Here is a 16,953-nt window from a genome sequence, read left to right on the forward strand (position 1 = left end):
CTACATATTTACCATGGTACAAGGTTGTTTTCTCCGGAAAAATCTGGGGGTCCGGTAAAACTTCCTGTTGGCAGATCTTCTGCCAATGCCACTCTTATCGGTTCAAGAGAACCTTCTTCCACTGTATCAGTTCCTTGAAAATTGTTGAGTGCCGTGGCGGTAAAACCCGGACTAACCAGATGGACTTTGATGTTGGAATCTTCCAACTCATTAGCCAAAGAAAGGAAAACCCCATTTAGCGCAGTTTTTGAAGCACCATATACCGCATCAAATCCTGAACGGTAAGGATTGGCAGGGTTTGAATTTAACCCTAGAGAGCCTAAGGCACTGGAAACTGTAACAATACGTGCTGCTGCTGCTTTTTTCAACAATGGTAAAATAGCCTGCGTTAAAGCGAGTGTTCCAAACACATTGGTTTCCCAAACGGTTTTCATCTCACTTATCGGTGCAATGCTGGCACGTTGTGCTCCAAGTATCTCTTCCATGGTGCGTCCCGCTTTACCGGCGTGTGAGACGGCTGCGTTATTGACTAGTAAAGTAAGATATCCAAATTCACTTTCTATTTGCGCTACAGCCTTATTGATGGAATTTTTGTCAGCAATATCCAGTTGAATTGCTTTTGCGTTATTACCAATTTCGGTTGCGGCTGTTTCCCCTTTTTGTAAATTACGGGCACCTATATACACCCTATAGCCATTCTCTACAAGGGCTTTGGCTATTTGAAAACCAATACCGGTATTTGCACCCGTTACGAGTGCTGTTTTCGTGTCATTTGTTTGCATTATTTTTCAATAGTTGATTTAGTACAGCAAAATTCATTATTGGCTATAACATCCTTGTAGCCAAATCAGGGACATTTGTAGCCTAATTGAGGAAAGTGAGTGTCCTATTGATATGGCAATCTTACTTTTTTGCAAAAGTAATTTTGGCATCTTTTTTAACTAGTCAAGCACTTTGATTTCCTCTAATGGAGAAGAATAAACTAATTAGGAATCGTTGCGATTAATTTATTGAAAATGGGATAATGGTTACTTCCATTACAAAGAAGGCCCAAGCTTACTGCAGAATTCATTAATCTACACTGATAGTGCTGGGTGGGGTTCTGACCAATGTCCCTGCCCGTTCTTACTGTACTTTATCGATAACCTTCCAGGTTTCGCAAACTCCGAATTTTAGACTGGAATTCCGCAGATCAGAGCGCAATGATTGTCGGGAATGTAATCATGGTTTTATGGGCTTTCCTATTAATCCAGATCTTTAAATCCTCCTTGGCAGAAACTTTCGTTTACCACTTTTCCTTGTGGCCGAGGCAATGACCTTTTTTGTTGTTTTACCGGGCATTCCATCCTTCGTTCCTCAGGATTCCATACCCGGCTACAAAGCTTCCATCCCGCTGGGGTTGCTGGGCTACTCATATCTTCTTGTCGCCACGAACGGTTGGATTTTCGGTTACAAAGTCAATCATGATTGTTTAAGAACAGTACAGCGGATTGAAAGCAGAATATCTTCCGGCAGCCCTTTTGTCACATTCTGTAATTCCATCGATTAATCGGTATTGTCATACTTTTGTCATAAAAATGCTAAAGATTATGGATGAGGAATATCCCTATTCATTTGATAGGTTTTACTGATAAAAGGTGTGGCTTTATGTGTTTTTTGCCGCCTACCATCTATTCTTTTTTCCCCTTCTGACAAAGTCTAAGTTGAACTTAATATTAGAGACTAGCTTGAGCATAGATTGTATCTACGTTCACAAATCAGAGAGAATTTGTGTTCTATTTTGGCCGCCTGAAGGTTACATGGCTGTCGGTATTGCTTCGTTTCTACAGAATTTTAGAGACAAATCAATTTAGATTCTCCCCGCACTACCTATTAACCTTTAACTATAAATACATAACCTATCAGCCGACACCCTTAACCCCATATTCCCTTCATGCATTTCTTTGATCCCCAATCTTCATATCTTTCGATTCACATCACATCTTCGAACCAATAAATGGATTATTCGTGATGGTAGGGTTCGTTTCGAAGAATTGTGAATCCCCGGTATAATTGCTCGATGAAAAATGGACGGATCATCTGATGGGAAAAAGTCATTTTGGAGATGGAAAGTTTGCCGTTTGCCCTTGCGTAAACTCCCTCAGAAAAGCCGTATGGGCCTCCGATGACGAAAATAAGCTGTTTCAAGCCCGAATTCATTTTCTTCTGAAGGAACTGGGAAAAATCCATCGAACTGTAGCCTTTGCCATGTTCATCCAGTAAGATCAGTTCATCGGAAGGAACTAGTTTCTTTAGAATCAATTCCCCCTCTTTTTCTTTCTGAAGTGTTTCTGAAAGTGATTTGGTGCTTTTGAGATCAGGAATAACGTCAAATTCAAACTTGATGTAAAAATTCAGACGTTTGCTGTATTCCTCTATCAGAGAAAGGATTGCTTGATTGTCAGTCTTGCCGATTGCGATCAGTTTGATGGTCATGCACAAAAATAAGTAATACTGCCCGTAGTATTTTTCCTTTCCTATTTCAGGGAATAAACTTAATTTCCTTTTACAAACATGTTGAACCCCGATATATGAAAAAATTTATAACTGCTTTCACGCTTTTCTGTGGAGTCAATCTGGGATTTGCCCAATCCTCAGCCCCCTTTTTTATTCTTGATCCCACGCTGACGCCGGATGCTAAGGAAATTGTTTTCAGCTTTGAGGGAGATCTTTGGAAAGTTCCTGTGAACGGAGGTTCTTCATTGCGTTTGACTGCTATGGAAGGGATCGAGAGCAAGCCGGCGGTCTCCCCAGATGGAAAATGGCTGGCATTTACTTCTGAGCAGTATGGCAACAAAGACATTTTTCTAATGCCGATGGAGGGTGGGGAAATACGGCAATTGACATTCCATGAGGCGGCAGATGAAGTGGAATCCTGGAGCTGGGAGAGTGATAAGATTTATTTTACTTCCAATCGCTACAATAACTTTTCGACCTATGAAATCGAACTAACCGGTTCTACACCAAAGCGACTTTTTCCACATTATTTCAATACCGTTCACGGAGCGGTAGTCCAGCCCAATACAGGGGAAATTTACTTCAACGAAACATGGGAAAGCAAGAATTTTGCTCACAGAAAACGCTACAAAGGAGAATACAACCCCGATATTAAGTCTTACAATCCGGCAACGAAGAAGTTTTCGCAGTACACAGACTACGAAGGGAAGGACTTTGGAGCGACCATAGATCGAAATGGAAACGTGTATTTTCAATCCGATGAGGCCAACGGAGAATATAACTTATACACATTTAAGGAAACTGCCAAAACACAGTTGACAGACTTCCCGGCTTCTATCATGTGGCCAAAGGTGAGTGCAAACGGGGAGAAAATTGTCTTTCGAAAGGATTATCAGGTTTTTGTCTATGATGTAGAAACAGGCAACACCTCTCAGCCGATCATTTCCATCTATCAAAACCAAACACTCCAAAAGGAGCTTACGCGGCAGGTAGCCGGAAATATTGCCAATTTTGATGTGTCGCCCGATGGGAATAAGATGGCTTTTGTGTCCCGGGGTGTTCTTTTTATCTCAGATGTAAAAGGGAAATTTGTGCAGAAAATTCCTACAGATCCAAAAGAAGCTGTGGGAGAAGTGAAGTGGCTGGCAGACAACAAAACACTTATTTATTCACGTACGGTCAAGGGATATCATAATTGGTTCACTACCTCAGCCCAAAATCCCAAAGAGGAGAAGCAACTGACTGATGATAAATTCAAGAATCGTCAACTGACGTTGAATAAGGATCGAACACTCGGAATATACATAGGTGGAAGAAATGAAGTGCGTGAGATAGATCTCAAAACAATGAATAGCAAAACACTCGTCGAAGATGAGCTATGGGGACTTTACACTCCAAATGCCTACCTATCGCCGGATGATGAATACGTGGTTTTCAGTCCAATCCGGAATTTTGAGCGGGAAGTGATCGTCTATCACAGAGCGTCTCGGAAGACTATCAACTTAACAGAGACATTCGTGACAGAAACATCACCTTATTGGTCTCCCGATGGCAAATACATTTACTTTTCCTCAGATCGTACCCATGCGAGTTATCCTTATGGAACTACTGATGCGCATATTTACAGGATGAAGCTGGATAAGTTTGCGGAGCTATTCAAGTCGGATAAAGTCGCAGCATTATTCAAAGAAGAGTCAGCCGATGACGAAAAGAAAAAGGAAGATAGGGAAAAAGATAACAAGGAAAAGGAAGATAAGTCTTCTCCGAAAGTAAAGATCACCCTGGGAGACTTAATGGATAGATTGGAACTGGTAGGCCCGTCTTTTGGGCAGCAGTCCAGTCCTGTGGTTCATCAAAAAGAGGACAAAATATGGGTCTTCTATACCTCAAATCATGATCAGGGAGATTCCAAACTGTGGAAGACTACCTTGGAGGATTTTGAAAAAACCAAAACGGAGAAAGTCAGTGATGACAAAGTCTACGGTTTTGAACTGGTAGAGGCTAAAGATAAGATGTACCTATTGGCAGGGGGAAGAGTGTATACGCTTGATCCGGCGAGCAACAAGACAGAGGAAATTAAGATCTCTCAGGCTTTTGACAAGAAGCTGGGCGACGAGTTTGAACAGATGTATTACGAAGCTTGGGCCGGAATGGAGCAAAACTTCTATGACGGTGATTTTCATGGGGAAAGTTGGGAGGAGTTACGTGATCGCTATGCTGAGTTTTTACCATACGTAACCAGCCGTGAGCACCTCCGCACTATTTTCAATGATATGCTGGGTGAGTTGAATACCTCTCATTTTGGTTTTAACTCCTACGGGGAAGAAGAAAAAGGTTATTTCGGCACACGTTCGATGAATGCCGGGATAGTATTTGATGAGGACAAGCCATATACGGTCAACCGTGTTTTGAAGCACAGCCCTGCCGATCTTGAGCCTATGCCTGTAATGCCGGGAGATCAATTGTTGGCGGTAAATGGAGTGAAAATCGACCCAAATCTGAATAGAGAGCAATATTTTGCCGTGCCTACCATGACAGAGGAACTGACATTGACTTTTGACAGAAAGGGTGAGGAAGTCATGTTGAAAGTTCATCCTGCTTCCATGGGAGAAATGAAAACTTGGCTTTACGATGAGTGGATGGATCAAAATGAAGCTTATGTGGACGGGAAGTCGGGGGATAAAATCTCATACATCCACATGAAGAATATGGGAGGAGGCGAGTTGCAGCATTTTCTGGAGAAAATGGTCTCTATGAAAGGTAATCGGGAGGGGCTTATCCTGGATCTGCGCTATAATACCGGAGGGAATGTCCACGATAAAGTGCTGCAGTTTCTTAGCCAGAAGAACTATCTGCAATGGAAATACCGTGATGGTAAGCTGACGAACCAGCCGAATTTCTCTCCGGCTGACAAACCAATTGTACTCCTAATCAATGAGCAATCCCTTTCGGATGCGGAGATGACCGCAGCAGGTTTCAAGGAATTGGGTTTGGGAACCATCGTAGGAACTGAAACCTATCGCTGGATTATCTTCACATCGGGGCAGGGCTTGGTGGATGGTTCTTTTTACAGGCTCCCGGCTTGGGGATGCTACACGCTGGACGGGAGAAATCTGGAAAAGGACGGTGTAGAACCTGATATTCGGGTAGATGAAGGATTTGTGGATAGACTTGATGGTAGTCAAAAGCAGCTGGATAAGGCGATAGAGGTGATAATGGAGAAGATAAAATGAGATTTTGAATGTGACGGCTAAGTCCAAGCCCGGATTCTGAGGAGATATGGTAACTGCATTCTTTGCACTTTCTTGGTAGGCTTTGTGGTTCAAAAAAGCACCTCCCAATTCAAGCCTCCTGACTTGGACTTGTTGAAATACGGAGCTCATCTATGATTGCTATGCTCTATGTGGTTAAAAAAATGTGATTATCCGTAATGATGCCAGTAACCATATTCTCTTTGCTTTACTGGACGGAAGACCGAAGACGGGTGACCGAAGTGGCCTTTGACGCTAGTGTTTTCCGAACCCTATGATGCTTTTATTGTTTTACTGGCAGAAAAGCGTATATACATAAAAAAAAATGATCAATTTTCAATTTCAACGATCAAGAAAAAAACTACAATTCTACAAAGATTTCGTCTCTATGGGGCGACAGCTCCTAACCTTTGTGTTCCTTGGTGGGCTTTGTGGTTAAAAATGCAAAAAGCCTCCCCAATGTGGGAGGCTTTTGCTATAGAATGGGGAGGTAGTTATTTGATCAGCTCCTTACGCTTTAATATTGTTTCCATAAATTTCCGCTCATTGTCAGAGTTAAAAATCCGGAAAGGAAGGTGGATAAACTGGGCTTTGGACATGTATAGTACATAAGCGTCTTTTCTTACCTCGGCATTTTTGATCATATTCCACTGCACGGGCATTCCCTGCTTGGTGTTGATCTTCATCAAGATCTGGCGGCTGTCGATCTCGTAAGCCATCTTGTCAAATATCACTTTGTTTTGCTCCATCTGCGTTACTCCTGTAAACTGAATCGCCCAGAACAACACGTAAAGGCCATAAGCTATCAACGCACCGATTATCCACCAAATCGAAGGAATCCAGAAATAACCGCACATGATCACCAGCGCGATTGGGATTACCCACCACTGCTCTTTCAAAATATTGACCAGAGCCATTTTGATGTAGGTGCCGGTTGGGAGTTGGTATTTTTTTGTTTTTACGATCATCACTTTTCTATTTCAGATCGCAAATATCCACCTATCCTAGGGAATTAGCAAGCCGGATTAAATCATAAAAAACTTCTTTCTTAGAAAACAAATCGGCATTACCATTGATTTAAATCTTGTATTCAATTATCTTATATCAAACTTTTAGCTATGAGCAGTCTTGTGATTGATTTGATTCTTTGTGGTTTGGCGTATGTTATCTTGATATACGTGATGGCTACCATGACCAAAAACTCTATAAAAAAGGGCAACAACCGTGAAGATGATGGAGATGGTGGAGTTGAGGATTTCACCCCGCCCAAGATAGATCTGCCTCCAGGCGTACAATGGCCCAGTGATTCTCCCAAATCAAGGATTCCCGAACCGATGGAGTTTTAATGGCACTTATTGCAGACACCCTGCACTAGTAAACTCATTTCTTTCTTTTGAAACCCTTTCGGAAGCTTAATGTTTGGAAGCACTATAGCCTCCAGACAGGTAGTTTCACCACAGGTTTCACATTTGAAGTGCACATGTTCGTGGTTATGATTTTCTTCTTCATGTGAGCAGAGGGCATATTTAGTAGCTCCGCTATCGTCTAGTACCTTGTGCACCACGTCTTTGTCTACAAAAGTCTTTAGGGTGCGGTAAATCGTGACCCGGTCAAACTGGCTGTCCAATGAATCTTCTAAATCCGAGTGAGCTAGTGCCACTTGCTTATCCAAAAATTCACGAATAATCTCTTGGCGACAGTCAGTAATGCGCAGTTTATGGCTTTGAAGTATAGAGAGAGGAGATGACATATTCATGTATTTAAAACAAAATTAATCAAAAATTCATTTCATCTGTTTTTAATTGTTTTTCAAAGGGTAGATGCCCGCCCTGTCTTCGGATAGGGAATCCCTGCAGGTCGCATGGCAAATAATCATTCCAGTATGTGTCACTTTCGACATGCTCGATTTAATGTGAATATTCTCTTGCAAAGGTGCGGTGGTTTTGTAGTACGGCTTAAGTGCTTTTTGGATACAAAACTCAGCTTGACGAGTCAGCAAATTTAAACTTTAATCATTGAAGCAGACAACCTACGTACAGTTGACCGAAAACACAATTATTTTTTTTAAAAACTCCGGATTGCTCAGTAATGGGGAGAACTAGTGTTTGTTAAGTGTAAAAAGGATCTGATAAACCTATCAGGTTTTGCTATTAGAACCGTAAAAAGCTACTTATTTATCAAAAATCGATGATGTAAACCTGACAGGTTTTGGTTAACACTACACTAGCTACACTAGTTTAAGTTCTTCAAATGGATCCAATCCGCTGATTCAAAGTAGTACTAAACAAAAAAATGGGCACCGATCCGGCACCCATTTAACTTATTCATTTTTCTTTCTTGTCTTACTTGGGGTCAAGAATAGCGTTTACTCTTTCCAATGCATCTTCTAAGTGCAGTTTAGACATTCTATCCGAAGTTCTGGAGATAGCGGATTTGATATCTCTTTGCACTAGTTTCAATTCTCCCCTGGCCATGGGTCTGATGTCCGACTGGGAAGCATTGATCTGGGTACCCACATATCTTCGATATGCCTCCGGTACAGTAGGTTCATCACTTGTCATTAAGTATTCCATACGCTCAATGTAGGCTCGCTGTAATGCTCTTCTGTGTACATCGATGGTTTTTCCCGATGGAAGTTCAGACCAGATGCCTTTCCTTAAGTCATCAAATAATTCAGTGATTTTGTACGCCTCGTTACCGTTCAAGGCTTCGTTTTCGATCACACGGCCAAGCCTGCCCATCTCAAGCACAGCATTCAGCGTATTTGTCTGAACCCCTCTGATTCTTTCCAGAGCCCCAAAATCTTCAGTTCGGGCAAAAATATCATACTGCATTAACCATTTCGGTGTAGTGAACAGTTCTGAGTTCAAGAATGCTACCGCTGATTTCTGAATATCTTTTGCAGTGTGAGTGTATACCGGCAAATCCTGTCCGGTCGCTCTGTACACTTCAGCTACACCGCCTATGTTGGTTTTCACATGCCCCATGTATCTGTTGAATTGTGTGACTACCTGGCCATACATTTCTTCCAAATCGTCAAAATCCTTGTATGGTCTGTCGGTCTCCTTAGTCCATTCCATTAGGTTTGGGACGATACGTTTTAAGTTTGCAATGCCGTACCCGGATGCTTTCATGGAGTTGTCCCCCAAATCTTCACTCTGGGCAGTTGGGTCGTAGCTATTTCCCTGACGGCCATACCTGTAAATTGGATCACCTTGCTTTTCCAAGATCCATTGATCCAAGGTCTTTAATTCATCTTCCGGAGTGGCGGCATCAGGGATTGGTCTGTAACCCCAAGCGACAGCATATTTGTCATACGGGCCTACATTGGGCATTAGGCTGACACCTTCATCACCGGGTTGGGCGATGTAGTTGAATCTAGCATAATCCATTATCGAAGGAGCTGTTCCCATGGTTTTGGTAAATTCAGCATCTCTTAGTTTCTCCACGGGATAAGCATGGGAAGAAGCGAAATTGTGAGGAAGTCCAAGTGTATGTCCCACCTCATGAGATGAGACAAATTGAACCAATTTTCCCATTACTTCATCTTTGAACTGTACGCTACGTGCATCAGGATTGATGGCTGCGGTCTGGATAAAGAACCAGTTTCTCAGCAAGTTCATCACATTATGATACCATCCGATATCCGATTCCAGAATTTCCCCTGACCTCGGATCAGATACGTGAGGGCCGTAAGCATTCTGTATATCAGAAGCAAAATAGCGGATCACAGAATATCGGGCATCTTCCGGGCTCCAATCAGGATCTTCTTCTTTGCTAGGGGCCAGTTTGGCAATGATGGCATTTTTGAAACCGGCAGCTTCAAATGCAACTTGCCAGTCTTCCACACCTGCGATTAAGTAAGGAATCCACTGCTTGGGAGTAGCCGGGTCAATGTAAAAAACAATTTGTTTTTTAGGTTCAACCAATTCACCTGCCTTAAATTTCTCTATGTCCTCATCCTTCACTTCCAATCTCCATCTGTCAAGGAAAGTACGACGCTGCGCTTTCTGCGCGTCAGCTCCATAATCAACTATCGATCTGCTGAACCAGCCTACACGCTGATCCCCCAATCGCTGTTTCATCGGTTCTTTCGGCAGAAGCAACATAGAAGAGTTCATCTCAAGTGTGATAGAGCCTGTTGAGCTGTTTGAAGGAGGTTCGCTGGCAATGTATGTCATTACGTACCTTGCTTCGATATTGATCGGGTAGGTATGGACATGTTCGATGTAAGATCTGTCAGTATCCAGACGGGTTACTTTGTATTGAGTACGCTGTCGCTTAGGAAGTCCTAGCGCTTGCACATCCTTCGCCCACAAATCTGTCACTTCGATCACAATCCCTGTAGAATCCGTAGCAAGGGATTTGATGGCAAATTTGTGCAGCAATGGTTCTAGGTTGGAGTTTTTTACCGCCAGCGCGATAGGCAGTGAATCTGCCGCATAGTTATTGACAGAGATCACTTTCAGGTGGATGTCATTGTTGTTCTTTTCCCAACGAAGCATCAGTGTGTTGGTACGCTCACCGCCATAGCCTAGACCATCGGCGGTTTTGGCAATAGTAGTGACCATAAGCATATCTCTTCCCAGAAGAGAATCCGGAATCTCGTAGTAATACTTATCTTCAATCTGATGAACTTTGAAAAGACCTTCTTTTGATTTTGCCTTTGTTGTAATTACTTCCTTATATGGCTTAGGTTCTGAATCAGTGGCTTTTGGTTTTGCGGGTGTAGCTGGATTAGAAGTTTCTTTCTTGGAGTCTTTTTTCTTCTTTTTCTGAGCAAAAGAATCCGTAGAATAAAACATGACACCCAGTAAGCCTATTAGTAGAGTTATTCTCCTAAGTAATTTGGGTATGGGGCTTCTCATAGTGAATAGTTGGTTTAGCTGTATCTAAACCACGAATTTCCTGAAACCATCTATAAGGAGCATTGCTTTTTGATAAGCGGTATATATATAAAATTAAAGGCGGTTCGGTGAGCGATAAACATAAAATAGTAGTAATCGGAGGAGGCTTGGCCGGTCTGATAGCGGCCTATTTATTGGCCAAAAATGGGCAGGAAGTTCTTCTGGTCGAAAAGAAGCGATACCCCTTTCACCGGGTTTGCGGAGAATATCTGTCCAATGAAGTGCTTGATTTTTTGACCAGGGAAAATCTTATGCCTATGCACTATAACTTTCCGCAGGTTAGTAAATTCTTGTTTTCTGACACCTCAGGAAAACGTGTGTCTATTCCATTGGATTTGGGTGGTTTTGGCATCAGCCGCTACGTACTGGACGAGCATCTTTATCAGAAAACAGTAGAAAAAGGTAGTGGGGTAAAAACGGGAGCTCAGGTAGAATCTGCAGTGTTTGATGACAGAGAAAATCAGTTTCTGCTAGAGTTGGCGGACGGTGGGTTATTGACAGCTGACTATGTGATAGGTGCTTTCGGGAAAAGATCTAAACTTGACAAAACTATGGAGCGGGGATTTATCCAAAAAAGAAGTCCATACATCGGGGTGAAATATCACATCAAAACAGACATTGATCAAAAGTCCGTCGCACTGCATAACTTCGAAGGGGGCTATTGTGGGTTGAATGGGATTGAGGATGGGAAGGCTAATTTATGCTATTTGGGTAATCGGGATCATCTCAGGAAGTACGGGTCAATTGCTGCAATGGAGAAAGAGATTCTGTGGAAAAATCCTAATCTGAGGAGCGTGTTTACGGAAAGTGAGTTTCTCTTCGAAAAGCCCGAAGTAATTAATGAGATTAATTTTGAGAGAAAGAATCCTGTAGAGAATCATATTCTCATGGCGGGGGATTCGGCAGGTTTAATTACCCCACTGTGTGGAAATGGGATGGCTATGGCAATCCAGTCAGGGAAGTTGGCGGCAGAAGCAATTATAGCAGGGAGATCAAGAAGAGAAATTGAAGTCAGGTATGAGAATTCCTGGAAATCACATTTTGAACGAAGGCTCTGGCTCGGACGGAAAGTGCAGCGGCTCTTTGGTGCTAAACAAGCTTCGGTTTTCACGGGGAAGCTGATTCAACACATGCCCTTTGTAGCCACGCAGATTATAAAAAACACGCATGGAAAGCCTTTTTAGTAGCCTAATGCCTGCAAAATTTGGGTGTTTTCGAGGAAGTAATAAATAAAAAAAGCATTCAGCGCAAGTGCAGAGAAATAATTCATCCCCATCGCCCAATTGTAATTCGCATATTTTATTGGATTCAGCCTGATAAAGCTAAACCAAGCCAGAAAATAAAGCATTATCGGCATCATCGCAGCGAGGTAAAGCCAAAGGATTTGGGTTTGATTTCGCTCAAGAAAATACCATGCAAAGGCTGCTCCTGTAATCATAAAAGCCAAAGCCGAAAAGAGAAAAGTACCTTTGATGCCTAACACTAGACTTAATGTATGGTCACCTCTTCTGCTGTCTTCGCCATGTTGATAAACTTGCGTCAAGGGGTAATTTCCCCATAGCATCAAACTCGTCAATAGTCCCGGAATTGCTACGTGAGGCTTGATTAACACTTCCCAACTCAAATCGCTGAGTCCTGCATATGCCATGGCAAAGGTGAAATAGCCTTGGAACAAGCCAGCAATAAACCAGCTCAGCCATGGATACTTTTTGATACGGATGGAAGGATGTGAATAAGCCATGCTTACCAATCCGTACAGCAGAAGCATAAGAGCAAAACTGAAGTTGATGGAAGCTCCAATACTTATGGCAATTAGGAAAAATATCAACGAAAGCCAATACAGATCTTTGGTCACTTTTGGAGGGCACTTCAGCCCACCAATACTTTCCTCATCCTTGTCAAAATAACTGTTGTAACCGTTGCTTGATGGGTATAAAAACAGGTGAATAGCAATGAAAACCCATACTATTCTTGACTCATTATGATTGGGGGTAAGTGCTAGCGCAAAGAAGAATACAGGCATCAAAAAGAGCGAAAAAGGAATTCGAAGATGTTTAAGGCTGGAAAGGGAAATCATAACGTGGATTAGATTTGGGTTGTAACTTTTCCAAGTCGGGAAGGTTACAATGCATTCAGCCAATTTAGATATATTCGAGTAACTTGATCAAATGAAATATGCATGGGATGGAATATTTAGGCATCGTTTTGGAAAACCTGATGAAGAAACCAACTATACTAAGCAAAATGATATGTTTCCAGAACCTAAATTTCTTCCTATGGATATCAGTTTAGTTAGTATTGGTCTGGCAAATCCGGGAAAACCCATAGATCAAGCTGTCATTGCGGGCTTTATGCAGAGAGCTCATCAGCTAGATGGGCTGGAGGCGAGAAAATTGGGTTTTTTGTATAGAAAATCCGGGATTTCCAGCCGATATAGCGTGCTGGGCGATTTTGAGAAAGCTGATCCCGAAGAATTTACCTTTTTTGCCAAGACTAAAGATTTTGAACCTTTCCCAGGTACCAAGGCAAGAATGGAGGTTTTTCGGCAAACCGCCCCGCAACTATGCGAAGATGCAGTTACAAATTGTCTTGCCAAAACAGAAATAAAAGCTTCAGAAATCACTCACTTGATTTTGGTCTCCTGCACAGGGATGGTTGCTCCCGGAGTAGAACTGGATTTAATGAAACGGCTTGCACTGGATGATTCTGTGGAGCGATATTGTGTGCATTTTATGGGGTGCTACGCTGCATTTACTGGATTGAAGTTGGCAGACAAAATAGTAAGAGCGGAGCCTGGCGCTAAGGTAATGCTGGTTTCCGTAGAGCTTTGTACACTTCATTTCCAAAAAGAGTATGTTGAAGACAACGTGCTTGCCAATTCACTTTTTGGAGATGGGGCAGCCGCAGCTTTGGTGATGAGATCCGCATCCGGATTGAAAATAAAAACCTATCTAAGTCAGGTGCTGAGGGAAGGGGAAGAGGATATGGCTTGGGGGATCGGTGATTTTGGTTTTGAAATGCGGCTGAGCAAGTATATTCCTTTACTATTGGATCAGGGGATTCAGCAATTGAAGGAAAAATTCGAAAAAAAATTCAAGTTGTCCACTGTGGATAACTTTGCCATCCATCCTGGAGGAAAGCAGATTTTACAAAAAGTACAAGAGGCATTTGGGCTACCCGTCTCTGTGAATGCTCATGCTATGGAAGTACTGAGTCAGTTTGGAAATATGTCTTCTGCCACTATACTTTTTGTGTTGGAGAAGATGATAAATGATGAGGAAATTCAGGGAGATATACTTGCTATGGGTTTTGGCCCCGGGCTTACGTTAGAGACTTTACTTCTGGAAAAGTGATGGGTAAATTTGCGCACAGAAGTGAGAAAAAGGAGTTGATGGACGACTTCAGTTGTTCGGGTGAAGAGCTGGAGCAAACCTTGCGGGAGTTGAAAACCATCAACCGCTGGCTCGGGGGGAACTATGTAACCACCTCTGGATTGGCAAAGGTTTTCAGGAGTTATCCACAGCGTTCCTATGTCGTGGCGGATATAGGCTGTGGAGGTGGAGACATGATCAGAGTGATGGATGAATGGGCAAAAAGTCAAAAAAAAGAGGTTAACTTTACAGGCATCGATGCCAACAGGAACATTATTGCCCTTGCGTCGGCTAGGTTAACTGATTTACCCAAAGTCAGATGGAGAGTTCAAAATGTTTTCGAACCGGAATTCTCCGAAGAAAAAGTAGATATCTCTACTTGCACGCTCTTTACACATCATTTTACTGATAGCGAATTAGTTGAATTGCTGAAATCTCTTCGGGAAAAATCCCGCTTGGGTATTGTAATTAACGACCTGCACAGACATCCCTTGGCTTATTATAGTATCAAGTGGCTTACCCGGATATTTAGCGAATCAAAGATGGTGCAAAACGATGCTCCCTTGTCTGTTTTGAGAAGTTTTTCTAAGGTAGATTGGGAGGGAATATTAAGATCTGCTCAGATTGACCGTTTCGAAATACGCTGGCATTGGGCTTTTCGCTGGCAAGTGAACATTATATTTTAAAAGATAACCAACCAAAAAAGTTTAAAAATGGAAATTTCCCAGGAAACCATCAATGTATTTTATGAGAAAGCTATTGACTTAGCTTATGTGATTGTACCGAGAATATTATTTGCCTTAATTTTTTATTTCGTCGGTAAATTTATTGTAAGTAAAGCCCTGAATGGTTTGAAACACTTTTTGGAGAGGAGGGATAACAACCCCTCTTTAAATGAGTTTGTTTTTGGTTTTGCCAAGGTGGTATTGTATATGGTGCTTTTCGTTGGAGTTGCAAATATCCTCGGGGCGCCTTTGGGCTCTTTAGTTGCTATCTTTGGTGCCGCAGGTTTAGCCATAGGCTTGGCTTTACAGGGCTCTCTTTCCAATTTTGCCGGAGGTATATTGATCTTAGGCTTTAAGCCCTTTCAGGTAGGTGACATAGTAGTTGCGCAAGGACATACCGGGAAGATCGCCAAAATACAGATTTTGTACACACACCTGATGACTTTTGACAACAAAGAGGTAATTATCCCCAATGGTAGTTTGGCCAATTCAGATATCGTTAATATGAGTACCCAAGAGACGAGAAGAACAGAGATAAACGTGGGAGTGGCATACGGTACCAACATCAAACAGGCAAAAGAGATTTTACTGAATATCTTTGAAAACGATCCTCGTGTCCTTAAAGATCCTGCACCTTTTGTAGCGTTGACGAATTTCGGAGATAGTTCGTTGGATCTAGTAGTGAGAGTTTGGGCTAACGCAAGTGACTTGTGGCCTGTCCATTTCGATGGAATGGAGTCAATTAATTCTGAGTTTGAAAAAGCAGGTATTGAAATTCCTTTTCCTCAGCGGGTTGTTCACCAAATTAAAGATAAAGCAGCGGAAGAAGAATCAAATTCTTAAAAAAACACCTTCAAAATAAAAAAAGGCTGTCCCTAAGTCATAATTGTCACATTGAGCAGCTTGCCACGCTGTGGCGGAAAGTAGAAATGGGCTTAATTAGCACATAAAAGGCTTCGACTTCCCGCCAAGGCGAGGCAAGCTGCTACCAATGACGGATTTAATCTGAGTGAGCAGGTATTGGTATTGTCTCAGTCCGAGCGAAGTCGAGAACTCTTCGACTTCGCTCAGGATGACCTTAATTTGTCCCTAATTACCTTGCTGTCCCTACTCTTTTGTAAATTCTAAATTTTTCTTATTCAACCTGACAAGAACCTCATTAATGATAGCCTCTTTTTAGGGTTAAAATATGAGCTTGAATCAATTTCTGTGACTGTAGCTTAGAGCTTCTCAGAACCTGACTGATTTTGAAGCATATATTTCCCAATAGAATTGGTAATACATGGGCTGCGTTAAATTTTTCTATAAAAAAAGGCTACCTCAAAAAGATAGCCGCTTTGATTTCTTTACACAAGGTACTTAATCAAAAGTCACTTGTTTAGAGCCATTTGGATAAGTGATGGTAGCCAGCTTATCACAAGTGCCATCTCCGTAATCCACTGAAGCCTCGATTCCTCTGAATTGAAAATTCATGATTCCTGAAATTGGGACAGTAACTCCAGACTCTATGCAGCTTTTTTTGTATACCAATGCATCTGAAGTGGAGGAAGTGTAGTCAAATCCTCCACGGCTTGTACCTGCAGCTGTACCTGTTATCGATACTTCATATTCGCCTTGAGTCCCAAGTTTGATATCGCGGAGCTGATCGCTTACTATGGACGCATAGGTGTCATCAGGCCAAATCACTTTACCGCTTTGGATTTTTACTTCCAAGTTAATTGTATTCGTTTCCAGGTTGGCTCCTTTGTTAGTAAGGATTCTGGTACCTTCTACTTTAAGACCATCTACCTCATAGCCATCAAATGTAGTAGTGATTTTTGCTCCTGTGAACAATAAATTTGCTGTGTAGGAGATCATTACTATTCCTTTTCTAGTTACACCGCCTGTGCTGGTGCAGCCATCTCCGAAATCAACGGTGATCTTCTTGGCTTCTTCATCTATGGTTACTAAAGCGCCCTCGCAGAGATTGCCTGCGGGTACGTCTGCTGTGGTTCTTGCACTAAGGCCAGAATTGCTGAGAACTGTGAGCGTGAGGTTGTCTAAATCTTCGAAGGCCATGTTAACTTTTATGTCTTCTTCTACTACAGAAAGATCCGGTTCAGGGGCATCATTTGTAGAATCGCAGCTTGAGACGTAGATAGCTCCTGTGATCATCAGAAATAGCAGTGCTGGGTTGAATAATTTTTTCATTGAGTTGTTAAAT

The 16,953-nt window shown here is 42.2% G+C and carries 13 protein-coding genes; 6 read left to right on the plus strand and 7 right to left on the minus strand.

Annotated elements, in window-relative coordinates; translation table 11 throughout:
* Window positions 1–8: 8 nt before the first annotated feature.
* Window positions 9–782: an SDR family NAD(P)-dependent oxidoreductase gene (locus tag ID165_RS22490; protein WP_192347663.1), complete on the minus strand. Its 774-nt coding sequence runs from the start codon at window positions 780–782 to the stop codon at window positions 9–11.
* A gap of 1,219 nt (window positions 783–2,001) precedes the next feature.
* Window positions 2,002–2,475 (minus strand): 23S rRNA (pseudouridine(1915)-N(3))-methyltransferase RlmH, encoded by a 474-nt coding sequence (rlmH, locus tag ID165_RS22495; RefSeq protein WP_192347664.1) that lies wholly within the window; start codon window positions 2,473–2,475, stop codon window positions 2,002–2,004.
* 95 nt (window positions 2,476–2,570) lie between these two features.
* Between rlmH and ID165_RS22500 the strand changes: the two genes are divergently transcribed.
* Window positions 2,571–5,729 carry a S41 family peptidase gene (locus ID165_RS22500; RefSeq protein WP_192347665.1) on the plus strand — a complete coding sequence of 1,053 codons (3,159 nt, stop codon included), beginning with the start codon at window positions 2,571–2,573 and terminating at the stop codon, window positions 5,727–5,729.
* A gap of 512 nt (window positions 5,730–6,241) precedes the next feature.
* On the opposite strand, the gene ID165_RS22505 is transcribed toward ID165_RS22500, so the two are convergent.
* Window positions 6,242–6,715, minus strand: a complete 474-nt coding sequence (locus ID165_RS22505) for a YcxB family protein (RefSeq protein ID WP_192347666.1) — start codon at window positions 6,713–6,715, stop codon at window positions 6,242–6,244.
* 150 nt (window positions 6,716–6,865) lie between these two features.
* On the opposite strand from ID165_RS22505, the gene ID165_RS22510 reads away from it, so the two are divergent.
* A complete protein-coding gene (locus tag ID165_RS22510; RefSeq protein ID WP_192347667.1) occupies window positions 6,866–7,093 on the plus strand; it encodes a hypothetical protein in 228 nt (75 codons plus the stop codon).
* Here the strand turns inward: ID165_RS22510 and ID165_RS22515 are convergent.
* Both ID165_RS22515 and ID165_RS22520 read right to left on the minus strand, forming a co-directional pair.
* A complete protein-coding gene (locus tag ID165_RS22515) occupies window positions 7,090–7,497 on the minus strand; it encodes a Fur family transcriptional regulator (RefSeq protein ID WP_192347668.1) in 408 nt (135 codons plus the stop codon). The two genes, ID165_RS22510 and ID165_RS22515, sit on opposite strands and share 4 nt — an antisense overlap.
* Window positions 7,498–8,089: 592 nt before the next feature.
* Window positions 8,090–10,615 (minus strand): zinc-dependent metalloprotease, encoded by a 2,526-nt coding sequence (locus ID165_RS22520; protein WP_192347669.1) that lies wholly within the window; start codon window positions 10,613–10,615, stop codon window positions 8,090–8,092.
* Between the two features lie 107 nt (window positions 10,616–10,722).
* Here ID165_RS22520 and ID165_RS22525 point away from each other — a divergent pair, with 107 nt between their 5' ends.
* Entirely contained in the window at window positions 10,723–11,838 is a 1,116-nt protein-coding gene (locus ID165_RS22525) for an NAD(P)/FAD-dependent oxidoreductase (protein ID WP_192347670.1), read from the plus strand.
* On the opposite strand, the gene ID165_RS22530 is transcribed toward ID165_RS22525, so the two are convergent.
* On the minus strand, window positions 11,835–12,731 hold the full coding sequence (locus ID165_RS22530; protein WP_192347671.1) for a UbiA family prenyltransferase: 897 nt from the start codon (window positions 12,729–12,731) through the stop codon (window positions 11,835–11,837). The two genes, ID165_RS22525 and ID165_RS22530, sit on opposite strands and share 4 nt — an antisense overlap.
* A gap of 91 nt (window positions 12,732–12,822) precedes the next feature.
* Here ID165_RS22530 and ID165_RS22535 point away from each other — a divergent pair, with 91 nt between their 5' ends.
* From ID165_RS22535 to ID165_RS22545, 3 genes are read left to right on the plus strand one after another with little or no spacing between them, the layout of a single operon-like run.
* The gene (locus ID165_RS22535; RefSeq protein WP_370539716.1) at window positions 12,823–14,007 is read left to right on the plus strand and encodes a type III polyketide synthase; all 1,185 of its coding nucleotides are present in this window, start codon (window positions 12,823–12,825) and stop codon (window positions 14,005–14,007) included.
* Window positions 14,007–14,711 (plus strand): methyltransferase domain-containing protein, encoded by a 705-nt coding sequence (locus tag ID165_RS22540; RefSeq protein WP_192347672.1) that lies wholly within the window; start codon window positions 14,007–14,009, stop codon window positions 14,709–14,711. Before ID165_RS22535 ends, ID165_RS22540 begins: the two co-directional genes overlap by 1 nt.
* A gap of 27 nt (window positions 14,712–14,738) precedes the next feature.
* A complete protein-coding gene (locus tag ID165_RS22545; RefSeq protein WP_192347673.1) occupies window positions 14,739–15,593 on the plus strand; it encodes a mechanosensitive ion channel family protein in 855 nt (284 codons plus the stop codon).
* Between the two features lie 516 nt (window positions 15,594–16,109).
* Here the strand turns inward: ID165_RS22545 and ID165_RS22550 are convergent.
* Window positions 16,110–16,940, minus strand: a complete 831-nt coding sequence (locus tag ID165_RS22550; protein ID WP_192347674.1) for a hypothetical protein — start codon at window positions 16,938–16,940, stop codon at window positions 16,110–16,112.
* Between the last annotated feature and the right edge of the window lie 13 nt (window positions 16,941–16,953).

This window comes from Algoriphagus sp. Y33 (genome assembly GCF_014838715.1).
Lineage (GTDB): Bacteria > Bacteroidota > Bacteroidia > Cytophagales > Cyclobacteriaceae > Algoriphagus.